Here is a 19,010-nt window from a genome sequence, read left to right as displayed (position 1 = left end):
TTGCAGGTATAAGCGAGGTCATCAAGTTTTCTTATAAAAAAGGGAACCGGGATATCGTTTTAAACAGGCCTAAATACGAGTGGATTACATCTCACACTTGCCGCCGTTCCTTCTGCACCAATGAGTTTTTAGCAGGAACACCGGTAGACCTAATTATGAAAATAAGTGGCCACAAAAGCTTGCGGGACTTTTACCGTTATATCCGTGTGACACCTGAAGAAGCGGGACAAAAAATCAAGGAATTGTGGATGCAAAGGGGCGACTTGAAAATAATGGATTGGAAGGTTGAATAAAGTTATCCCATTTTACGAATATGTGGGGCAGCAGTCAAAATGGGTTAAAGTTTCTGCGGGGTCACCTGTAATACTTAAAAAGCTTGTAAGTGAATAACTTGCAAGGCTTATTTTTTTAGGGGTAAACAATGGGTAAGCAATTGGCTGAAGGTAGGGATGCTTAAGGCTTGGTGAGAGGTTGCAGGGTTATTGAAGGCGGTTTAAGATGTTCTAGCTGCTTGCTTTTGGACTAGCATCAATTTTTTGGAGCAAGTCTTCTTTTTTATCCATATAAATTCCCTGTTTTTTTCGAGAGACGCTATGTCGATAGGGCGGCCCTCGATATCTGGCCTTACATCAATTTGTGTTTTAAAAATTTTTCTAGAGTGATAACAAAATCTGAATTCCTCCATTCATTTTTTTTGTTAGGCTATTTTCTATCGCCGAGATATGCCCCATGGTGCCAACATAGAAACCGTCCGTATTTACAATTCTATAATCAGGTTCAGCAACCTTTGCATCAATCGTAAAGCCGACGATACTGAATGCGACTAATTGAACTAGCAGCTGGTTATTTTCGAAACCGAAAAACAGAATCTTTGAACTAAAAGAATCCTCTTTCAACTTTTTAATAAAAAGAGCTGGATCAACTCGCCGAATGAGTTTTATTTGTTCAAAGTAGTAATTATTGAAATCCAGCATTGCTAAAGAAATAGTACGCGATTCCTTTAACTTCCTGCTAAGCCTGACCGCTAATCTGGCTAGGGAATCGCAGGATATTCCGCCACAGCAAAGTTTGATTTGCCAGTTGACCCAATTTTACACATGGAAGAAATACTGTCGCCACCGTATTTGGTTTCCCGGTTTATCACAGTCTTACTGTCTGCAGCTAGATACATTTTGCTTGAATCGCCAGCAATTAAAATTGTAGTCTGGCCTGAGCAGGCACTTACTATTAATACAAAAAAGAATAATATAGCAATCCTAAGGGTTCGCATGGCAACAGGTTTAGCTGATATAAGATAAAAAGGATTTTTGGGAAATGCACGGCCGGTAGTAAAATCTCTACACAAAAGTCCTCAGCGTTGGTTGCCGGCATTCATTGGCGCTTTATATACCTTTGCTTCAGCATGTCATTAGAGGACAACTATACCCCTCTTAGTTTCGCAGGGGCGCTTTCTTTCTATTGAGGCTTCATCGTCCGATACACGTAGAGGATGACCGCTATAAGCGCCAGGATGGTTGCGATTGCTGCCGTGTCAATCAGGTAAATCAGTTGGGTATGGGCGGGATCTTTCCTGTTTCCAATCTTCACAATAATTACCACCCCGAAAACGAATGCAATTAATACGAGGAGTTTAATAGCAATATCAATGAGTAAAGTCATTGTGAAAATGTGGATACAGGTAAAGATAGTCGGTTAATAACACAATGGCGGGTATAAAAAAGCACCTTGGAAAAGGCGCTTTTGTCCTGTCTTATAAATAATGAACCGGGATTAAGCGGCTCTTTGTAAAGTTATGTAGACAGCTTAATAAGCAAGACTGTTGTTTAGCTGTTTTTAATGGAATCGTAAGGAGTAATTAATTTATGCCTTTATTGATAACCAGGATATTTGCAATGGAGTTTGGTAAATCTCTCTGAGCCTATTTTATACCCCAATAGCGTTTGCAGGTAACGTTTGGATTAAATAGACTAAGGGCTTCTTTGAAGCAATAAGGGAATCAATTCGCACTTTACCATCAGGAGTATCGTACACATAAAAATAATCTTGCTTCCTTGATGCTACAATACTTAGATTTTGCTTCTTAGCTATACTATCAAATGAAAAGAAGAAAGATACTAATTCAAAATCGTTGGTGTCTGCATAATCTTCTTTGTCCGGAACAGCCCAAAAACTAGTTTTACCTAAAAAAATAACACCCAAGTCATTATCTTCAACAAAAATCTGATATCAAGCCAATCTCTTAATATCAGGAAGGCACTACCTTGCAGCCGTCTCTCCAGTAACATTTATCCGTACTACGGTTAGCGAATCAAACTACTACATCCAGCACACTCAAAGAACGAAGGAAAAGGATTATTCCACCAGTCATCTTTTTCACCGATAACATTGTACCATTGCTTTACCGTAACTGAGAGGTAATAATGGTAGCGTGTTTACCTTGCCTGTCCTCAATAATGTCCATTAACACGGCCCTGCTTTGGGCATCAAGTGGTTGTATGCCAAAGTCATCGAGGATAAGCAGGTCCTGTTTTTCTATTTTCATCAGTTCTTTGAAGGAAGATCCATCGGCTTTTGCCATTTTCAATTGGGCAAACAGGCGTGTTACATTTGCATAGAGTACCTTAGCAGTCAGCATTGGTGGCCAATGGCAGCTGCCAGGAAGCTTTGCCGGCTACTGCTTACCTGACTACAGCCCTTTACATAAAGGTTTCTATATAAAATTCCGGTCCAATAAAAAATTGTTTATATGCCATGAAGTATATATTTTATTGCGGTGAAGTACACTCCTTGTGGCGGCAGCCTGCAACCTTAACTCCAAACTCCTGTTATGAAATTTTTTCTTTTATCCCTGGCGATGATGATAAGCCTTTACTGCTTTTCACAGACCGTACGTTTTGAACCTTCCGGCTATCAGTTGACAAGCGACTGTTACAGGTGCCTTTCGTGCCCTAAATCAGTCGGGGCTGTCAGAGATGAACAGGATGATTATGAGCTGTACGATTATTTCGACCTGGAGACCCATACTAACACAATAGATGTGTACTGCGATGACAAGTTTATCGGCAGATGGAAACTATATAAGACGACTGAATGTGACGGTGTTTCTTTTAGTACTGATATTAAGTTTATCCGTACAGAAAACGGGTTCAACGTAACTTCTGAAATTGGTGCGTCCGAGTTCAGGATGGAATCTTCAGCAATGAACCTGATCCGCAGGGATGCCATGGCCTATTGCAGCAAAGGAGAAACCCGCAAGTCGGAAGCCGAACTCCTGCGGCTGTATGAAGAGGGCCGCATATCTATTTCCTCTGCAATTCCGGAAACAAATATCCCCGATTCCAATTTTGTCAACAGCAGATGGCTTGTAACTGCTACCGAATCCTACGAACTGAGTTTCCCGGAAAGTCATGTTGTAGCAGGCCATGAAGGTTATACCTGGAAAATGTTCCCCGCCCGCCGTATTATCGATATTGATATGGAATACCAGGAGAAAAACAGGATATACTCCATTGTGCAACGTCCCGGAGGTTATGTGTTCTATTCCTTGGTCAACAATAAAATTGATTCCACCACAAATATTATCCCGCTTGCCTTTGGCTGGAAACCAGCTGATTCCGTCCAGCCACACTCTTCTCTTACAAGGGCTGGCATATTTATGCGGGATTCCTTACGATCAGCATTCTCTAACAACATAGTGGACTGCAAAACCTGTTACTGGGAAGGGCAGGCCTGGCCTCCGGGAAGCACAATAAGTAAGGGTCCCCACTCTGGGTTTGACCCACCCGCCACATTTACCTGCAAGATTATCAATAATTACCCTCAGTGGACCAGCACGTTTTGCAGCCAGGCTTACTTTGGAGATCCGGGAGGTTTCTGCGCTGGCATAACCTCATTTTCACAAAGGTCATCACCCGGCCGTATCATTAAAACAAATGACGGATATAAGGCTTATGTGATCTATAAACAGAAAGACAGGGTCAACAGGAGAAATGAAGTGGTCAGTGCTGGCAAGTATGTCCTGACCAGTGTGACGATGGAAGAACTGGCACAGTTGAATAAGGGCGTATTCCCGGAGGCGCCGGCACCGCCAAAAAAGAAGTCAAGGCTTGTTGAATTCTTAGAAAAAGGCTACCGGCGGAACTAATCCCTCTTCAGCTCCGCTTCCCTTTTATTAACAGAAAATTGAAGATTAAAGACGATCAGATTGTTCCTGATATATTTTGATTGATAATCGTTCTACCGATAAATTATGTTTTTCTAACGAACAGGCTGAACCTGCTTCAGGCTGTCCAAATCTCCCGGTTAAAAAGTCCGCATAGCCCCCTGTAATGTCAATGATCCCGTGGTACATTCGTTGAACAACAAATGCAATGACGCATATGGCAGACAATACTTCCAGGAAAATGATCTCGGCAATGCAGGTCTCACTGGACGGCTTCATAGAAGACACGGAGGGCAAAACGGACTGGGTCGAATCGTGGGCGGATGCCATCCAGCTGATCGACGATATTGACACTTTCTTGTTGGGCGGGCGCATGTACCCGGGTTATGGTGAATACTGGGGTATGATTCACGAGGACTCTAAACGTATACCGCCCAACCCCGAAGTTCCCTCCCAGGCAGACCGTCTCCCTTCGGACAGCGAGATTGCGTACGCCCGGGTCGCAGCGCAGACACCTCACCTTGTTCTGTCGACCACACTTGACAGCGTGTCATGGCCGGCGGCACGCATCATCCGTAACCTTGCAGAATTGCGGGCATTTAAGGCTACTCCAGGCAAGAACACCTATGTGGTTGGTGGAGCAGGCCTGGTCGCCACCTTGATGGATGCAGGTTTAGTTGATGAACTTCGGCTGATCGTTCACCCCATCATCGTGGGCCATGGCAAGCCGCTCTTTAATGTCACAAAAAAGCACCCGCTTGAGCTTGTTCAGGTACAGCAAGAAAAAAAAGGACAGGTTATTTTGACTTACCGGATATGAATGGCTGCCAGCGGAATTTCCAGGGAAAAAATTATATATCTTGCCTGAAGTTCCCAATGCCTGACGATGGAAGTACAAACATTTTACCCGAAAGATCCTATACTGAAAGAGCACATAACGTATTATTATTTTTTGAGAACAAACTCGGAGAATTTCTGTAAAGCGTACTACTCTTTTCCCCATACAGATCACTCGTTTAATATTCATAAAAATGCAGCTTGCCGGATTGATTCGAATAAGATATGCGTGTATCAACAAGACAGTGACAGCTATCTAAGCATCGTTCAGGGAAAATATGATGTCCCCCTGTTTGTAGAACTCAAAGGAAAACTCGACAAACTGACAATCATTTTCAAGCCACTGGGTTTTAACCATTTTATCAATAAACCGTTTGCAGACTTGGCTGGTCAATCCTCGCAGATATTTAGCGACTGGCAAAATGATGCATGTTACCAGTCCTTCCTGGACGCCTTTTACGACACACCCGACAATAGCAGGAGAGTTGACCTGCTTGAGCAATTTCTAATGTCAAAGTTTCATCCTTTCAACAGATATTCTTTACTCAAACAGGTTGTCGAAAGATTGTCCTCGTTCAATCCTGAATATTCAGTCGCCCAAATTGCCGGTGAACTTGGCATGCACACCCGCACGCTCAATCGTTTATTCAATCAGGAAATCGGTATCACCCCAATCGGATTTAAAAAGATTGCCCGGTTCAGGCATTCGTTGAATAGCAGGCGGACAGGCGATAAATGGAGAAAGCTGACTGAAATAGGCTATGAAAGTCATTTTTATGACCAGTCTTATTTTATAAAGATGTATCGAAAACTTACCAGCGAAACACCAGCCGCATTTTTCCGGTCAACCAAAGCGCTTGCCGACGACCATCTTATTTTCAGGTTCGTTCGCAAGTAGCTGCCTTGTCTGAAAAGTACAATTTCATGTTGTTATTCCTGGTTTGCTTTGCAGTGTAATTCATTGTGAACGATGAGACATCTTTTAATAATAATACAATGCTGCTTGTTGTCGCTGGCAGGGCCGGCCCAGAAAAACATAAATGAAAAACTGTACTCCACATTTCTGGGCGATACAGTTGATTATACTGTTTGGGTACCTTCAAATGGCTCTGCGGGGCAGCAGTATACGACCATTTACACCTTCAGTTACGGTGCAAGCGATGCTGCTTTTACTGCAGAGCTGATATACTATCTAAATAAACTGAACATAACACACCTGCCGCCAATTATAGTTGTAAACATCCAGGCAGATATGGATGGGATCGGCTACAATTATGAAACTGGTTTGCTGACAACTAAGGGCGTCAGGATGCTGGAATGCATAAAAAGCGAAATTTTTCCAGTGCTTGAGCATAAATACCAAGCTTCGCAGTTCAGGATCTATATGGGTCAGTCGTATGGCGCCAGTTATGGCAATCACTTGTTTTTATTTCAGCCAGAGCTATTTTCAGGTTATATGCTTTTCTCCCCCGAGAAATTAACGCCCACACAGCCGCCATTTGAGATCAGCGATGAACTGATACAGTTTTACGGCAGCCGACCTACTTTCTATTATTTGGCTTCAGGTGTGGATGACCTGCAAAGAAGACAGGATTATGCTGGTGAAATAGCCCAAAAAGTGAAGCGGTTGGACAGTATTCAATTCAACTTTCGATATGAAAATCTGCCGACAGCCGGGCATAACAATTCAACGGCGATAGGCCTGCCCTCAGCGCTGGATTTTATCTACCGGGCATACAATTCATTTCCAGAATTAGACAGCATAACGTCTATGTCAACAGCGCTCAGCCAATATGAAAAAAGGGTGACTCGTTTTTATGGGATCAAGCCTGAAAAAAATTCGTTTCATATTTATCAGCCGTTTTTATCAGCCATATGGCAGCGAATCGACACTGCATGGATGAGGGCAGCGATCCATTATTTTATTTCAGAAAAAACCGGCGGGCGGCAACTCCGGGATTTTGCTTATTCATGCTGGGTGGTTGGATTGAATGAAGAAGCAAGGCAGTTGTACGGAAAAGCTGTAAAAAAGATCCTGGCAGATGAAATGTCCTTAGTTTTTAGCCCTTCGACGCTGATTACCTGCTACCGCGAACTGGCTTTTAATATTATGAAAGATAACCCGGAGAACGGTTGGAATCTGCTTCAGAAAGCGTTGGAGGTTTGCCTGCAGCATAAAGGGAATATCCATATCAGTTACTACCCCGACATCTACTTTTATCTGGGAAAATTTGCGGCTGACAACAATATGAACGTAAAAAAAGGGCTGAATTATTTACTGTTGTATGTTGAAAAACGCAAAGACCTGGTAGATATCATTCATGTAGCCTTCGATGAAGTGTATTACACTATCGGTAAATGTTATGATCTGCTGCACGACACATCAAATGCGACAAAGTATTTACAAAAGGCACTTGACCTGAATGCAAGCCACGGGAAAGCAAAGTCCCTGATGAAAAAAATACAGGCTGACAAATAATTCAGGCGCCCACTATTAGTACTGTTCTGCGGGATTTTATAGTATCAATGCTGCCGCAAGGCCTGCAAGTCCTCAACCCGGGTAATGGTTGTATAACTATGAGAAGAAGAAAAAGTTTTATAGAAAAGTACCAGCGTCGAAGAGCCATATAACATCAGGTCACCCGTTTCAATAGTTCCAAGATTAGAAGCGTCCGTATGCAAATGACAACATCAAAGAGCTTATAGGGAAATATTAAAAAGTTTCCAAAGCCAAGGTTGAAAAAGCCAGGAGAAGCAGGATTTGCTTAAAGTAAGTTCAATATAAAAGTTTAGGTATAGTTTTTACAAAATCACTATCGCGATACCCTTCTCCAGTCATTACTATTCTTTGGATGCCACGGTCGAGATGATAGGATACGATGTTTTCGCTAAAACCCTTAACTGTGGCGCTTTTCGCAATTCTGAAAGCCGTGGACTCACGGATTTACTCACAGACAATGTTCAAACTGCAAACATTTATCCTATCCCCTCATAATCGGTGGACTGGATTCGAATACCCTCTGTAATCATTTATAAATCAATCTTTTGTGTAATTGATAATTTTACACTCACCGGATAACTCACCGAAGAAAGAACTACATGCAAAATAATGAAATTGTTTCTAAGAAGCTGTGCGGCTCAGGTCAAACGGATTTAAACAATGAAAATTTTCTCTGTACGGTAAACTGTTTTAAGACCGCTTGCCGCGCCTCTGCGAGGAACGTGGCCTCCGTCAAATTGAATTGCCCGACGCATTTGGCCATGAAAAGATGATAAACCTGTGCCCCTTCTCTTTTTTTTGGAATGCCGGATACGCTCGAGTTCCTGCTTTAATGGACGCAATTTTTCTTCAACCTTATCGCCGCATCAATAATTAAATTGAGCGCCCTGAACCTTCCCTCAAGCTCACTGGTGCTGGTCCCTTCAATGACACAGTTATCTATTTCAAATGCAAAAAGCACAACTTTTTACTTTCGGTTATCGACAGCATCCACTTTTCGATGCAGACGGAAGTGCTTTTATATTAAAATCTTTGACAGTCTGTTAACAAAACTATAATTCCGGTTAACCACGGAACATGCTCGCCTTTCCCATTGAGGTAAGTTTACCACTAATTAAAACGATGCTGCATGAAACAATTTTTCCTCTCTTCATTTTTATTCTTACTGGTATGTAGTCAATTGCATGCACAAAAAGAATTAGTCCTTTGCTCAACGGGCAATGGATTTGACCACACTACTTCTAATGGGGTTAACGCCGATAAATGGGCGTACTTCCAAAAATTTACCAGCCTCACCTACAATGGCCAGGATGCAAGTGTTACGGCCATCAGGCTTCATATTGAATGGCAGCAATATGAACCTACGGCCGGCAACTACCAGGGCGCAAAGTTGGCACAAGCCGTGGCCGCTATACTAAGCCTGAAGCCGGGGCTGAAAATAGCCCTTCATTTTCCCTACTTCAGACCGGGGCCGCAACCGGGCCAGAGCAGCGAAGGTTTTCTGGCAGACGATGAAATTGCCAGATTTGAAGATGGAGTAGAGGCCGAGGAGCAGATTACCCATACCTTACCCTCTGTATATTCCTCATCTGCCAAAACAAAATTTTACAATTTTGTCAATGATGCCATAGGTTTCTTCAAGCAGCGCCTTCATCTTAGGATGCAGGTAAGAAGCCTTGCCATGGTCATGATGGCGCAGGATGTATTCCCGCATCATGCCACTGGAGGCCACACCGGGCCGGATAATGGAACTGGCCACCACAAGTGTTTCATAGGTATCGCAATGCAGTTTTCCCAGCAGTTGACGCATAGCCGGGCTCTCAATATAAAAACACCCAATGGTGTTAGCGCTACGCATGTTCTCCTTCACCTGAGGATTATTTTTCACCTGCCTGAAATGGTCGATATCCGGCACTTTGTCATGGTTTTGCTTCACGATTTCCAAAGCCGTCTTCAAATGAGCAAGGCCCATCTGACTTAGGATATCAAATTTTTCCAGGCTGATGGATTCCGCCTGGTACATGTCCATATGCGTGGTCAGCATGCCTTTGGGCGGCATAAAACAGGACGTATAGGCATAGACCGGCTCCTCCGTCACGATGATGCCGCAGGCGTGAACAGACTGGATATTTGGGAAATTATTGATGAGCTGTCCATACTTCAGGATGAGCTCATGGTAGTTATCTTCCCCCTTACGTTTGATAAAATTTTCTCCACGTGCCTGCTTGTAGTAATACCCCTTCTCCCCCAGTTGGTCTATCTCTTCCTTGGGTAAGCCGAATACCTTGCCAAGTTCACGCATGATGGCATTGAACTGGAAGGTGGTGGTCGTTCCCATCAGGGCCACATAGTCCTTACCATAGCGTTTAAAGATGTAATCGAAAATATCGTTGACATCATTGTGGCTGAAATCAAGGTCAAAATCGGGCGGCGAGGTCCTTTCCGGGTTCAGGAACCTTTCAAAGAAAAGGTTGTGTTCAATGGGGTCCACCTGTGAAATACCCAGGCAGTAGGCCACGATGCTGTTGGCCCCGCTGCCACGACCGATATGCAGGTATTTTTGGTTATCGGCGAACCTGAGCAGGTCCCATACCATCAGGAAATAGCCCGTAAAACCCATATCATGGATGATCCGCAGTTCGGTCTCCAGGCGCCCGCCTGCTTTGCGGTTATTGCGGTACAGCTCCCGGAACCCCGCTTCAGCCAGTTTGCGCAGCAACTGTATATCACCGTCAGCGGAGCCGGTAAAGTTTTTTTTGTTCTTGCTGATATCAAAGTTCATTTCAATACGGCAGTTATCCATCAGGCGGAAGGTATTGGTCAGGATAAAGCTGTATTGCCTGAAGGCCTCGATGATTTGTGAAGACGCCATGAAAAATTCATCTTCGGCACAGATGGCACCTGCCGGCATTTTGGTATACACAACGTTGTGGGCAATAGCACGGAGTAGCTTGTGGACACCATAGTAGGTTTTGTTCTGCACCGTTACCGGCTGCAGCACAACCAGCTTATCGCGCTGGAGGCCGGAGCTATTGTAAAGTTTGTTGACCTGCGAGGGACGCACGCCAATAAATTCATTGATATGGAGCGCCAGCGATGATTTAGCGCCCAGTGGGTAGATAACATAGCCGTCCCAGGTATCTGTAAAAAAAGGGCTGTCACCACTTGTTTCCGGAAAAGTTGTACCGGACGCCAGGTGGTCTGAAATAAAACGGTTGATCCAGGTAAATCCCCTGTTACTGGCTGCCAGTAAAATATAGCAAAGTTTATCCCCGTTCCTGATTTCTGCCCCGCAGATGGGGTGAATACCTTTTTCGCGGCACAGCTTTACAAAGTTCCAGGTATTGCCGGTGGTATTGATATCAGTCAGCGCCAGGGATGTGGCGCCGGCATCCACGGCAGCCTGCACGAGCTGTTCCGTGGAAAACGTGCCATACCGAAGGCTAAAATTAGTCTTACAGTTTAGATACATTGTCCTTTCCCCCTTTGTCGGTGTGAAGGTACAATGATTTACTAATATTTTTAGCAATTAATTACTAACACAAATAGTAATGCTTATCCAATATGGAATCTGTTGTACGCATTCATATTCCGGGTGCGGGAATTGTTCACCAACGGTATAGACGTCCAGGTGCATGGCGGCTTATTGCCCATAATAAGCCCACTTGGCATTCCGGCAAGAAACTCGTTTGTAATAAAACCGCTAATTCAGGGGGGTTGTCCACCATCCACGTTCAGTGTAGTAGCAGTAATATACTTAGCGTCATCCCTGGCAGAAACGGCACTGCGTGAGCAATGTCGGCGGGCTCACCATTGTGGCCTAAAGCGATTGACTGTGGCACAAACGGCCAAGCAGGGAATTGTGGCAAGCCACAATTTGTCGAATGGAAGATTTTGTTGGTCGAAATTTTTTAGTTGTTCTCTTTTATGAAATTAGTTTCCCTCTAAAATCAGGGATTCCATGCTTCAACCCGGTGCTCAAAGCAATCATTTAATTTATGGACAAGCCTATCAAAAAAAAATTCTGGAACAGCAAACGAATACTCACTATCGCCGGGGTAACAGCCCTGCTGGCGCTGATCGTTTTCAGTTATGTTGCCACATCAGGCAAAATAAAATTGAATACGCAGGCAGACCGCATCACCGTCAGCACTATCGAAAAAGGCGTTTTTCAGGAAACAATTCCTGTTAGCGGAACTGTTTTCCCTCAATCTTCTATCTACCTGGATGCACTGGAAGGCGGCGTTGTGGAGGAACGTTTTGTAGAGGATGGCACCATTGTTACAAAAGGCCAGCCCATTCTGCGATTATCCAATACCGATCTGGAGCTGAACCTGTCTAACGAAGAAACCGAAGTATTTAACGTGCTTACACAAATGCAGATTGCCAGGAACAATGCACAACAAAATACCACGGGTAAAAGAACTCAAATGGCTGATATCAATGTGGCGCTAAAGGAAACCACGCGTATTTATAAAACGGCCAAATTCCTTTATGCACAAGGCGCTATAGGGAGGCAGGAGTTTGAGCAGGCCGAAAACAATTACAATTATAACCTGGAAAGAAAAAGGCTTGCAACAGAAATATTGCAGCAGGATTCAGCTTCCAATAAATTGCAGTTCAGCCAACAGCAGGCGTCGTTTGACCATGTGAATAATGTCTTGAAGCTGATGAAGAAAAAAGTAAGCGATCTTATCTTAAAAGCCCCGGTCGAAGGTTTGCTTACATCATTAAATGCAGAAATAGGTCAGAGTAAAAACAAGGGTGAGCGCCTTGGACAAATTGATGTATTAAGCGGATTCAAAGTAACCGTGGATATTGATCAGAACTATCTTTCCCGGGTTTATACAGGCCTTAAAGGGACTTTCAGCTTTAAAGACAGTAGCTATGAGCTTATAATCAAAAAGGTTTTTCCGCAGGTAACCAACGGCCGGTTTTCTGTCGATATGGCGTTCACCGGCACTGTCCCCAAAGGAATCAGACGCGGACAATCTTTGCAGGTGGTGCTCGCCCTGAGCGATGAGCGAAAAGCATTGTTACTTGCCCGGGGAGGTTTTTATCAACAAACAGGCGGCAACTGGATCTTCAAGTTAAGACCCGATGGTAAATCTGCTTACAAAACAGACATACAGTTGGGAAACCAGAACATTTCTTATTTCGAAGTATTAGGTGGCTTAAATAATGGTGACCGCGTGATTACATCCAGTTATGAGAACTATGGAAATATCCAGGAGCTGATTTTGAAATGAAGCGATAGAATAATAGCTTATACACCGGTGCGCTTCCTATCACACTGATCGGGTGCCTGACACAAGTGCGCAGACTAAGTAATCTTAAATGGTTTTGGATAACAAGTCTTCCACGCTGTTGGGAAATGAACTTTTAGCTACCAGAACCATGTTGAGTGATTCACAAAGCCTGTTTTATCTTACTGTTGCTCACCATCCGTCTTCCCATGTGCCACTGCTGAGAAGGTCTGACGGTGGATGCCACATCGCAGTCCACTTCATAACCACCAAGGGCCTGTTCAGGTGTATCAACAGTACAGTTGAAATCATCAACCCCGAGAGCCAGACGGTGATGAGGCGGAAGGGAACGGAATAAAAAGCAACCATATGAACTCACGCAGAAATTTTATGAAACACTCCGGCATGGCCACTCTGGCCCTGTTGGCCCCACAACTATCCTTTAATGCTTTTGGAAGTCCGGATCCGGATGATAAAAACTTCGGCCATTTACGTAAAGCGATCGCATTACACGCCGCTACACTTAAAATACCGGGCCTTGTAGCAGCCGTTGTTGAAGACGGCCAGGTTAGTTTTTTGCAAACTGAAGGGTTTGCAGATCTTGAAAAGAAGGTTCCGATGCGCCGAGACCACATCTTCCCGGTAGCATCGCTGACCAAGACATTTGCCGCCGTTACGCTGATGCTCTATGAGCAGGACGGGAAAGCCAGCATGGACGACTACATACTGGACTATCCATTTTTACCGGTCGGCCTTACACCCGACCGCCTGCAAACGCCTAACGTGAAGATCAAGCATGTCTTAAGCCATACCTCTGAAGGCGAGCCCGGCTCAAATTATATCTATAACGGCAACCGATATAGCTTTGTTTACGGCGTGTTTGAAAAAATGAGTGGTAATACTAACCATTACGAAGCCTTTGCGGACGAGGTAAGTAAAAAGATCCTGCGCCCACTTGGCATGAACAGCACTTTTCCCGGCTATCCAAGGGACAAAAGCATTGCCGCGGCGAACAAGATCGTGACTACTTATAAATGGGACCGTGAACATCAACAGCATATCCCAGACAAAGGCCTGTCCGGCGCTACCACGCTGTTTCCTGCAACAAACCTGTTTACCAGCCTGGACGATCTGGTCGTATACAGCAATGCCCTTGACGGGAACACACTTCTTACGGCAGAAAATTATAAGAAGTTGACAACCCCTTTCATTACTACCAGCGGCAGGGCAAACCCTTATGGTCTTGGCTGGTCCACGCAGCAAATTGGTGACCGGCAGGTTCACTGGCATTATGGGTATGGGGATTCCTATGCTGCGCTCATCATACGTATACCACAGCAAAAAAAGACTTTTATACTCCTTACTAACAGCGTAGCTGCTTCAGAACCCTTTTTTTTAGGGTTCGGAAATTTACTCAACTCACCTTTTGCTTTGGCGTTTTTCAAACATATCATCTTTCAGCATGATGGACAGTTTTCTTTTGAAGATATCATCAATAATAAAAGCAAGGTTACTGCCCCCATCATGTATGACGATATTTTCAGTCAGGCACTCATGCGTTATTATGTGGAACAAACTTATAACGGGCAAAAAGGCGAAGCAAAAGCCTTACTGAAATATCTGGCGCAAAATAATCCTGCCAGGTTTCAAAAAATGGATGGATCGCTTATCTACCTGCTGGAAAAACTAAGGAACCAAGCCCTCAAAGCGCAAATGGAAACCGCTATCCAAGCCTACAGTTCAACGGGATGCTTTCATCCTGAAATTCATGAATGTGCAGCCCGCTGGTATGAAAGCACGGGCAATGATGAAGCTGCCAGGCTATGGTACCATAAGCTGGCGGACAGCAAGTGGTATGGGGAACAAGGCCCTGTTAAAAACGCGTGTACCGTTCTGGGTAAGTTTTACCTGTTGCAGGGAGAGACAGAAAAGGGCCGCTCGTACTTATGGCGGGAGGCGCTGTATGCTCCCGGCGATGCCCCACAACAGATAACGGCGATGAAAACAGGGCGATAAGAACATTTAATACCGGGTTTATAAAAAGGCTACTATTGACTTGATCTGTTAGAAAAGGGCCGGAAAGTTTCCACTTTCCGGCCCTTCTTGTTAAGTCAGATTTTGAGAGTTTGGGGTTGGATTCTCATACCTTCTGGGATCATCATCCATCAATCACTAAAACATTACTTGCTTTTTTGGTGGTGTTTGTTGTTGGGTCTGTCAATAAAAAATATCCTTTCTTGTTAATAAATCATACCATTGCTTCAGTCAACTGCTTACCAGCCGCGTACACTTCAGGCTTTATTATAGAATCCGTTTACAATCCCTCCAGTATTTAATGGTATTGAAACTTCCGGAGTTCTTTATCGATTTTTAATAAATTGCTCGCAACCGATTTATCAACGCTTTTATAACAATTACAGACATTCATAAAAAACAAAAAGCGTCTATTTCTTCAAACCCTTCATTCTGAAATATGGACAGTTAAATGAAGCATGCTAGTCACTTCTTTATTAAAAGCTAACATTCTGAAATAGTCTACTAGCAGCCTGCTAAAATACAACAGCTAAATTCGACAGACGGCCTTAAAGCCGGGCTTAATAGTTATGGAGACAATAAGCATACCTAAATTTTAGTTGTTTTTAATCGAATCGTAAGGAGTAATTAATTTCAACACTTATTGATAACCGGCATCTTTGCAACAGAGTCTTGTAAATCTCTCTGAGCCTATTTTATACCCCCAATGATCAACTGCAGGTACTTCGTCAGCCCCGGAATCCGGGGCTTTTGTTTATAAAGAAAAGTGAGGCTCCGGAGAACCTCAGAGTAGTATTTTCTAAGCACGCCGTATTAACGAGCCCATGTTGATTATAAATCAAACCGGGTACCAGAAATTGTTGGCATAAGTTGTGCGGCAAATAAATTATTCCTATTGCTGATGCATATACATGCATCCAATGAATAGCACCAGGCGGCCATTAATGGCCGCTTTTTTATGGGTGATAATCGTATCCACACAATAAGCACTTCAATAATATCAAGGATTGAAGCGGAGTTGGTGAAAAGAGGAAGAAAGTGTAGGGAATTATAACCAAAAGTGCGGTTAAGGGTCCTGTAGTTTAAACAATTTTCCCTGTTGTAATATTGTACTTTGCGAGTAACCGGTGTCCGTGAGAATATAGAATAACAGGCCCAATACCGCGAAAGCGTGGTCATTGAATCAGAGCCCAATAGCTAACCGACATCAAATAATTCCAATTCGGGAATATCTATCTCAAGGGTCACAAAAACGATGACACATGATTAAAGATCGTTCATTTTTAACGTAACTACTTTCTTACATCGACACGCCTTCCGAAGTCATCACCACTCTTTTCATGCTCGCGTCAGTATTGTAATACAGTTCATCGACGCAAACTGAACGCCTGTGGCTACCGCCATTTTTCAGTCCGCCGTTGTGATAAAAAAAATAGGATTTACCCCTAAAGTCGACAATACATGGGCGGTTTGTTTCGCAATTGCCTGCAATTTCATTTAAGATGCCCATAAATTCCCATGGGCCATGAATACTGCGGCTCATGGCATAAGCAACTTTTTCAGGCATCCCGTAGCCATACGATAGATAATACCATCCGTTGCGCTTATGGATATGTGCGCCTTCCTCAAAATCCGGTAGGTCAACTGTATTTATCCTGCTGCCCAGGCCAACCATGTTATCGGTCAGTTTTGCATAATGGCATTGCCCGTTGCCCCAAAAGATATAAGCGCAGCCGTCATCATCTACAATTACCGACGGATCCAGGTTTATTTTTGGATTTCCGGTGGCGGGTAACATATCACGGGTAATCAAAGCGGCTCCAATGACATCTTCAAATTTGCCTGTTGGGCTTGACGACCTTGCCACCCCTATAGCAGTGCCACTGACCGTTTGATGATTGACGGCGGTAAACCAATAAAACATACTGTCTTTTTCGATCACGTTTGTGGCATAGGCCCCTCCGGCAGCCCATGCAAAATCTGTTGCCTGCAACAGGCCCGGATGTTCCTCCCAGGTAACCAAGTCCGCAGATGAAAAGCAAAGCCAGTCATTCATTACATACTCCTCTGTTCCAACCGGCGCTTCATCATGTCCAGTATACAAATAAATCTTATCGTTGTAAACAAGTGCTGTCGGATCTGCCGTGTATTTATGTCTGATGATTGGATTTCCAGGATAATTCATCAATCAAAAGTTAACATGGAAAAAATTTTCGTCTCATCCAACATACTCCAAATACTTCGCCAATTATGTTTAAAAACTTGATTGAATCAAACGTGAATATTGAATAGCAAAACCTGGTAGCGGTAAGCTGGCTTTTATATTAGGAGTTACGTACCGTTCCCCTTGGCTCAGCGGTGGTCATAAGTTGGAAACTTATGTATGCCCGCCAGGCGGCTATAGCTCCGGCATCCGGATTGATCAGCTTCACATAAGGCAGACGACAAGACACAGCCCAAACATTCCGTGCGACAGTTATCCGCATCATGTATTGATGATTGAATTAATCTTTCAAAAAAGGGTTCATTAAACAGCCTGCAGTTGTTTTCATTGAATATATAATACGCTTATATGAATTCAAGTTTAAATGCGTGGTCACATTTAACTTGTTTATTTTGCCTCAATATGGCAATTTGCACACATTAAGGGTTTAGAGTTGATACGCCTGGTATATTTATGCCGGGCTTTGGTTAATGACCTGCTTTTTCAAATGCTTCAAAAGATTATTTTGTTTAATAAATTAAAAGATCGCATCTGTAATTTTCCACAGGCGTGAATGATTTAAAATTACCATTCTGTCAGCTTTATTTTCGCATTATTTCCAGGTATATTGTGTAAAATTATTCATGACTTACAATGAAGCGCTCAGTTTTGCGATTGATAACATGGACGTTATCGGAAAGCAGGCGCAGCCCCCTTTTGACCCCAAAATCACTTTTCTTTTTGTTTGCCTTCCCGATGAAATTCCAGACCTGGCTACTCGGGCAACGCAAGACGCCGGTAACCTTCCTCCCATTGTGGTTGTTAAGAACAGTCCACAAAACAGTTACGATGTTTATATCTTTTCAAACCATCACCGGTTTACTAATTATTTAGGCACCCTTACCGGCTTTCTTAAAAGGTGTTGAGCTACTGTTTAAATACTAATAAAGGCAGAGATGAGAACCATGCCCGCCTCAATGTCTTTCATAAAATTGAAGTCTCGACTAAGGAAACCGACGTTCATAATGCTGCATAAGTAAAACCCATCACAGTATTGACTTACCGTTGGACGTCCACCGACGCTATTACGATGATTTAAGTAGCGAGGCCAACATATTAAAGAGATTATTGGCTTTAAAAGGCTTTTCGAGACAACCATCCGCTAATGGGCCGATGACCTTTTAACAAGAGGTATAAATAACCAGCCGATAAAAGTTTCAGGTAAAGTCAGCCATTATAGAGTAGATCAGATAAAGAAACGTGTAAGAAAGCTACGTATAGCCAGTAATCGACTCATCATTTCCACAGTTTCTTCGGGGGTTGGTGGCGAAATAGCCATGCATTGGATGGTGTCGTCCTTAGTTGATGCGTTAACTGGTGAATTACAGGACTTAATTTCGAGAATGTATCATGTATGTAAAAGGTTCACATTATAATATCCAAAAAAGGGCTTGGCTTTAAGTTTGAATGAGGCTCGGTGCCGGTTATGCCTTGTGTGTTTTGTTATTGTAAGGTAATCTTTGCCGTTACGATTTCTTTTCTTTTTATCCAACCAGCCAATGGTTCAGGCACATAAAGCAATTTGCCGCTTTTATTAAGCAACCCCAGGCTTTGGGCCAGGGCCCTCTCAATACTTTTCCGTCTTTTTTTCCTGGCAGGAACTGGAGAGTATAGTTTAGTGAAGAAGCTGATAGCCTTGTTTAGGACCGCAAGTTCCTGACGGTATTTTCGTTCCTTGCGATACAAAATCATCAACCGTTTATAGGGCAATTCACTTCCAGGTCTCATCTTGATAGCACGCTTGTATCTCTCAATTGCTTTGGCATTGTCCTGCCCGGTTTCTGCAGTTTTTGCTTGTTCCATAACATCTGTATAACCTTCCGTTTCTCCCATTTTCTGTAATTACGACACATAAGAACGTCAAATCTAATGCCAGGGTCTGCATAACATTTGAATTTTCGAAGACTTACAGTATTGGCCAACAAATGGACTGGAAAATGAGTTTTGACGGCTATGGATATGACGGCA

General features: G+C 43.4%; 16 protein-coding genes. 8 read left to right on the top strand and 8 right to left on the bottom strand.

Annotated features, from left to right (window positions below; all coding sequences use genetic code 11):
- On the top strand, nt 1-293 hold a 293-nt coding region (locus F0364_RS25640; RefSeq protein ID WP_153800677.1), incomplete at its 5' end, for a tyrosine-type recombinase/integrase.
- A 360-nt stretch (nt 294-653) separates the two neighbouring features.
- Here the strand turns inward: F0364_RS25640 and F0364_RS25635 are convergent.
- The 4 genes from F0364_RS25635 to F0364_RS29090 form a co-directional block, all read right to left on the bottom strand.
- Nucleotides 654-974 (bottom strand): hypothetical protein, encoded by a 321-nt coding sequence (locus F0364_RS25635; protein ID WP_153800676.1) that lies wholly within the window; start codon nt 972-974, stop codon nt 654-656.
- A gap of 481 nt (nt 975-1,455) precedes the next feature.
- Nucleotides 1,456-1,659 (bottom strand): hypothetical protein, encoded by a 204-nt coding sequence (locus tag F0364_RS25630; RefSeq protein WP_153800675.1) that lies wholly within the window; start codon nt 1,657-1,659, stop codon nt 1,456-1,458.
- Nucleotides 1,660-1,923: 264 nt separating this feature from the next.
- Nucleotides 1,924-2,199, bottom strand: coding sequence for a hypothetical protein (locus tag F0364_RS25625; RefSeq protein WP_153800674.1), 276 nt, complete (start codon nt 2,197-2,199; stop codon nt 1,924-1,926).
- Nucleotides 2,200-2,398: 199 nt separating this feature from the next.
- On the bottom strand, nt 2,399-2,635 hold the full coding sequence (locus F0364_RS29090; protein WP_207632885.1) for an ATP-binding protein: 237 nt from the start codon (nt 2,633-2,635) through the stop codon (nt 2,399-2,401).
- A 192-nt stretch (nt 2,636-2,827) separates the two neighbouring features.
- Here F0364_RS29090 and F0364_RS25615 point away from each other — a divergent pair, with 192 nt between their 5' ends.
- The 4 genes from F0364_RS25615 (at nt 2,828) to F0364_RS25600 (ending at nt 7,478) form a co-directional block, all read left to right on the top strand.
- Nucleotides 2,828-4,144 carry a hypothetical protein gene (locus tag F0364_RS25615; protein WP_153800673.1) on the top strand — a complete coding sequence of 439 codons (1,317 nt, stop codon included), beginning with the start codon at nt 2,828-2,830 and terminating at the stop codon, nt 4,142-4,144.
- A gap of 235 nt (nt 4,145-4,379) precedes the next feature.
- Nucleotides 4,380-4,982, top strand: a complete 603-nt coding sequence (locus F0364_RS25610; RefSeq protein ID WP_207632884.1) for a dihydrofolate reductase family protein — start codon at nt 4,380-4,382, stop codon at nt 4,980-4,982.
- Nucleotides 4,983-5,048: 66 nt separating this feature from the next.
- On the top strand, nt 5,049-5,897 hold the full coding sequence (locus F0364_RS25605; protein ID WP_153800671.1) for a helix-turn-helix domain-containing protein: 849 nt from the start codon (nt 5,049-5,051) through the stop codon (nt 5,895-5,897).
- Nucleotides 5,898-5,969: 72 nt separating this feature from the next.
- On the top strand, nt 5,970-7,478 hold the full coding sequence (locus F0364_RS25600) for an alpha/beta hydrolase-fold protein (protein ID WP_370752660.1): 1,509 nt from the start codon (nt 5,970-5,972) through the stop codon (nt 7,476-7,478).
- Nucleotides 7,479-7,522: 44 nt separating this feature from the next.
- Here the strand turns inward: F0364_RS25600 and F0364_RS29485 are convergent, their stop codons facing one another.
- The gene (locus F0364_RS29485; RefSeq protein WP_207632882.1) at nt 7,523-7,681 is read right to left on the bottom strand and encodes a cyclophilin-like fold protein; all 159 of its coding nucleotides are present in this window, start codon (nt 7,679-7,681) and stop codon (nt 7,523-7,525) included.
- Nucleotides 7,682-9,084: 1,403 nt separating this feature from the next.
- Entirely contained in the window at nt 9,085-10,971 is a 1,887-nt protein-coding gene (locus F0364_RS25595; RefSeq protein ID WP_153800669.1) for a PHP domain-containing protein, read from the bottom strand.
- A 526-nt stretch (nt 10,972-11,497) separates the two neighbouring features.
- Between F0364_RS25595 and F0364_RS25590 the strand changes: the two genes are divergently transcribed.
- Together F0364_RS25590 and F0364_RS25585 are read left to right on the top strand one after the other, a co-directional pair.
- Nucleotides 11,498-12,748, top strand: coding sequence for an efflux RND transporter periplasmic adaptor subunit (locus F0364_RS25590; RefSeq protein WP_153800668.1), 1,251 nt, complete (start codon nt 11,498-11,500; stop codon nt 12,746-12,748).
- Between the two features lie 366 nt (nt 12,749-13,114).
- Nucleotides 13,115-14,761, top strand: a complete 1,647-nt coding sequence (locus F0364_RS25585) for a serine hydrolase domain-containing protein (RefSeq protein ID WP_153800667.1) — start codon at nt 13,115-13,117, stop codon at nt 14,759-14,761.
- A gap of 1,318 nt (nt 14,762-16,079) precedes the next feature.
- On the opposite strand, the gene F0364_RS25580 is transcribed toward F0364_RS25585, so the two are convergent.
- Complete coding sequence (locus F0364_RS25580) at nt 16,080-16,964, bottom strand: glycoside hydrolase family 43 protein (protein ID WP_153800666.1); 885 nt, start codon at nt 16,962-16,964, stop codon at nt 16,080-16,082.
- 662 nt (nt 16,965-17,626) lie between these two features.
- On the opposite strand from F0364_RS25580, the gene F0364_RS25575 reads away from it, so the two are divergent.
- Nucleotides 17,627-17,908, top strand: coding sequence for a hypothetical protein (locus F0364_RS25575; protein WP_153800665.1), 282 nt, complete (start codon nt 17,627-17,629; stop codon nt 17,906-17,908).
- A gap of 577 nt (nt 17,909-18,485) precedes the next feature.
- On the opposite strand, the gene F0364_RS25570 is transcribed toward F0364_RS25575, so the two are convergent.
- Nucleotides 18,486-18,875: a hypothetical protein gene (locus tag F0364_RS25570; RefSeq protein ID WP_153798477.1), complete on the bottom strand. Its 390-nt coding sequence runs from the start codon at nt 18,873-18,875 to the stop codon at nt 18,486-18,488.
- Nucleotides 18,876-19,010: the final 135 nt, after the last annotated feature.

The sequence above is a fragment of the Foetidibacter luteolus genome, from assembly GCF_009650435.1.
In the GTDB taxonomy this organism is placed as follows: domain Bacteria; phylum Bacteroidota; class Bacteroidia; order Chitinophagales; family Chitinophagaceae; genus Foetidibacter; species Foetidibacter luteolus.
Note: the sequence above shows the minus strand (reverse complement) of the source record. Positions and strands in the feature narration are given on the sequence as shown.

What these genes read in the sequence shown, in the direction of transcription:
- F0364_RS25635 (WP_153800676.1), bottom strand. Translation starts at nt 974, where the DNA reads ATGCTGGATTTCAATAATTACTACTTTGAACAAATAAAACTCATTCGG.
- F0364_RS25630 (WP_153800675.1), bottom strand. Translation starts at nt 1,659, where the DNA reads ATGACTTTACTCATTGATATTGCTATTAAACTCCTCGTATTAATTGCA.
- F0364_RS29090 (WP_207632885.1), bottom strand. Translation starts at nt 2,635, where the DNA reads ATGCTGACTGCTAAGGTACTCTATGCAAATGTAACACGCCTGTTTGCC.
- F0364_RS25615 (WP_153800673.1), top strand. Translation starts at nt 2,828, where the DNA reads ATGAAATTTTTTCTTTTATCCCTGGCGATGATGATAAGCCTTTACTGC.
- F0364_RS25610 (WP_207632884.1), top strand. Translation starts at nt 4,380, where the DNA reads ATGGCAGACAATACTTCCAGGAAAATGATCTCGGCAATGCAGGTCTCA.
- F0364_RS25605 (WP_153800671.1), top strand. Translation starts at nt 5,049, where the DNA reads ATGGAAGTACAAACATTTTACCCGAAAGATCCTATACTGAAAGAGCAC.
- F0364_RS25600 (WP_370752660.1), top strand. Translation starts at nt 5,970, where the DNA reads ATGAGACATCTTTTAATAATAATACAATGCTGCTTGTTGTCGCTGGCA.
- F0364_RS25595 (WP_153800669.1), bottom strand. Translation starts at nt 10,971, where the DNA reads ATGTATCTAAACTGTAAGACTAATTTTAGCCTTCGGTATGGCACGTTT.
- F0364_RS25590 (WP_153800668.1), top strand. Translation starts at nt 11,498, where the DNA reads ATGGACAAGCCTATCAAAAAAAAATTCTGGAACAGCAAACGAATACTC.
- F0364_RS25585 (WP_153800667.1), top strand. Translation starts at nt 13,115, where the DNA reads ATGAACTCACGCAGAAATTTTATGAAACACTCCGGCATGGCCACTCTG.
- F0364_RS25580 (WP_153800666.1), bottom strand. Translation starts at nt 16,964, where the DNA reads ATGAATTATCCTGGAAATCCAATCATCAGACATAAATACACGGCAGAT.
- F0364_RS25575 (WP_153800665.1), top strand. Translation starts at nt 17,627, where the DNA reads ATGACTTACAATGAAGCGCTCAGTTTTGCGATTGATAACATGGACGTT.
- F0364_RS25570 (WP_153798477.1), bottom strand. Translation starts at nt 18,875, where the DNA reads ATGGGAGAAACGGAAGGTTATACAGATGTTATGGAACAAGCAAAAACT.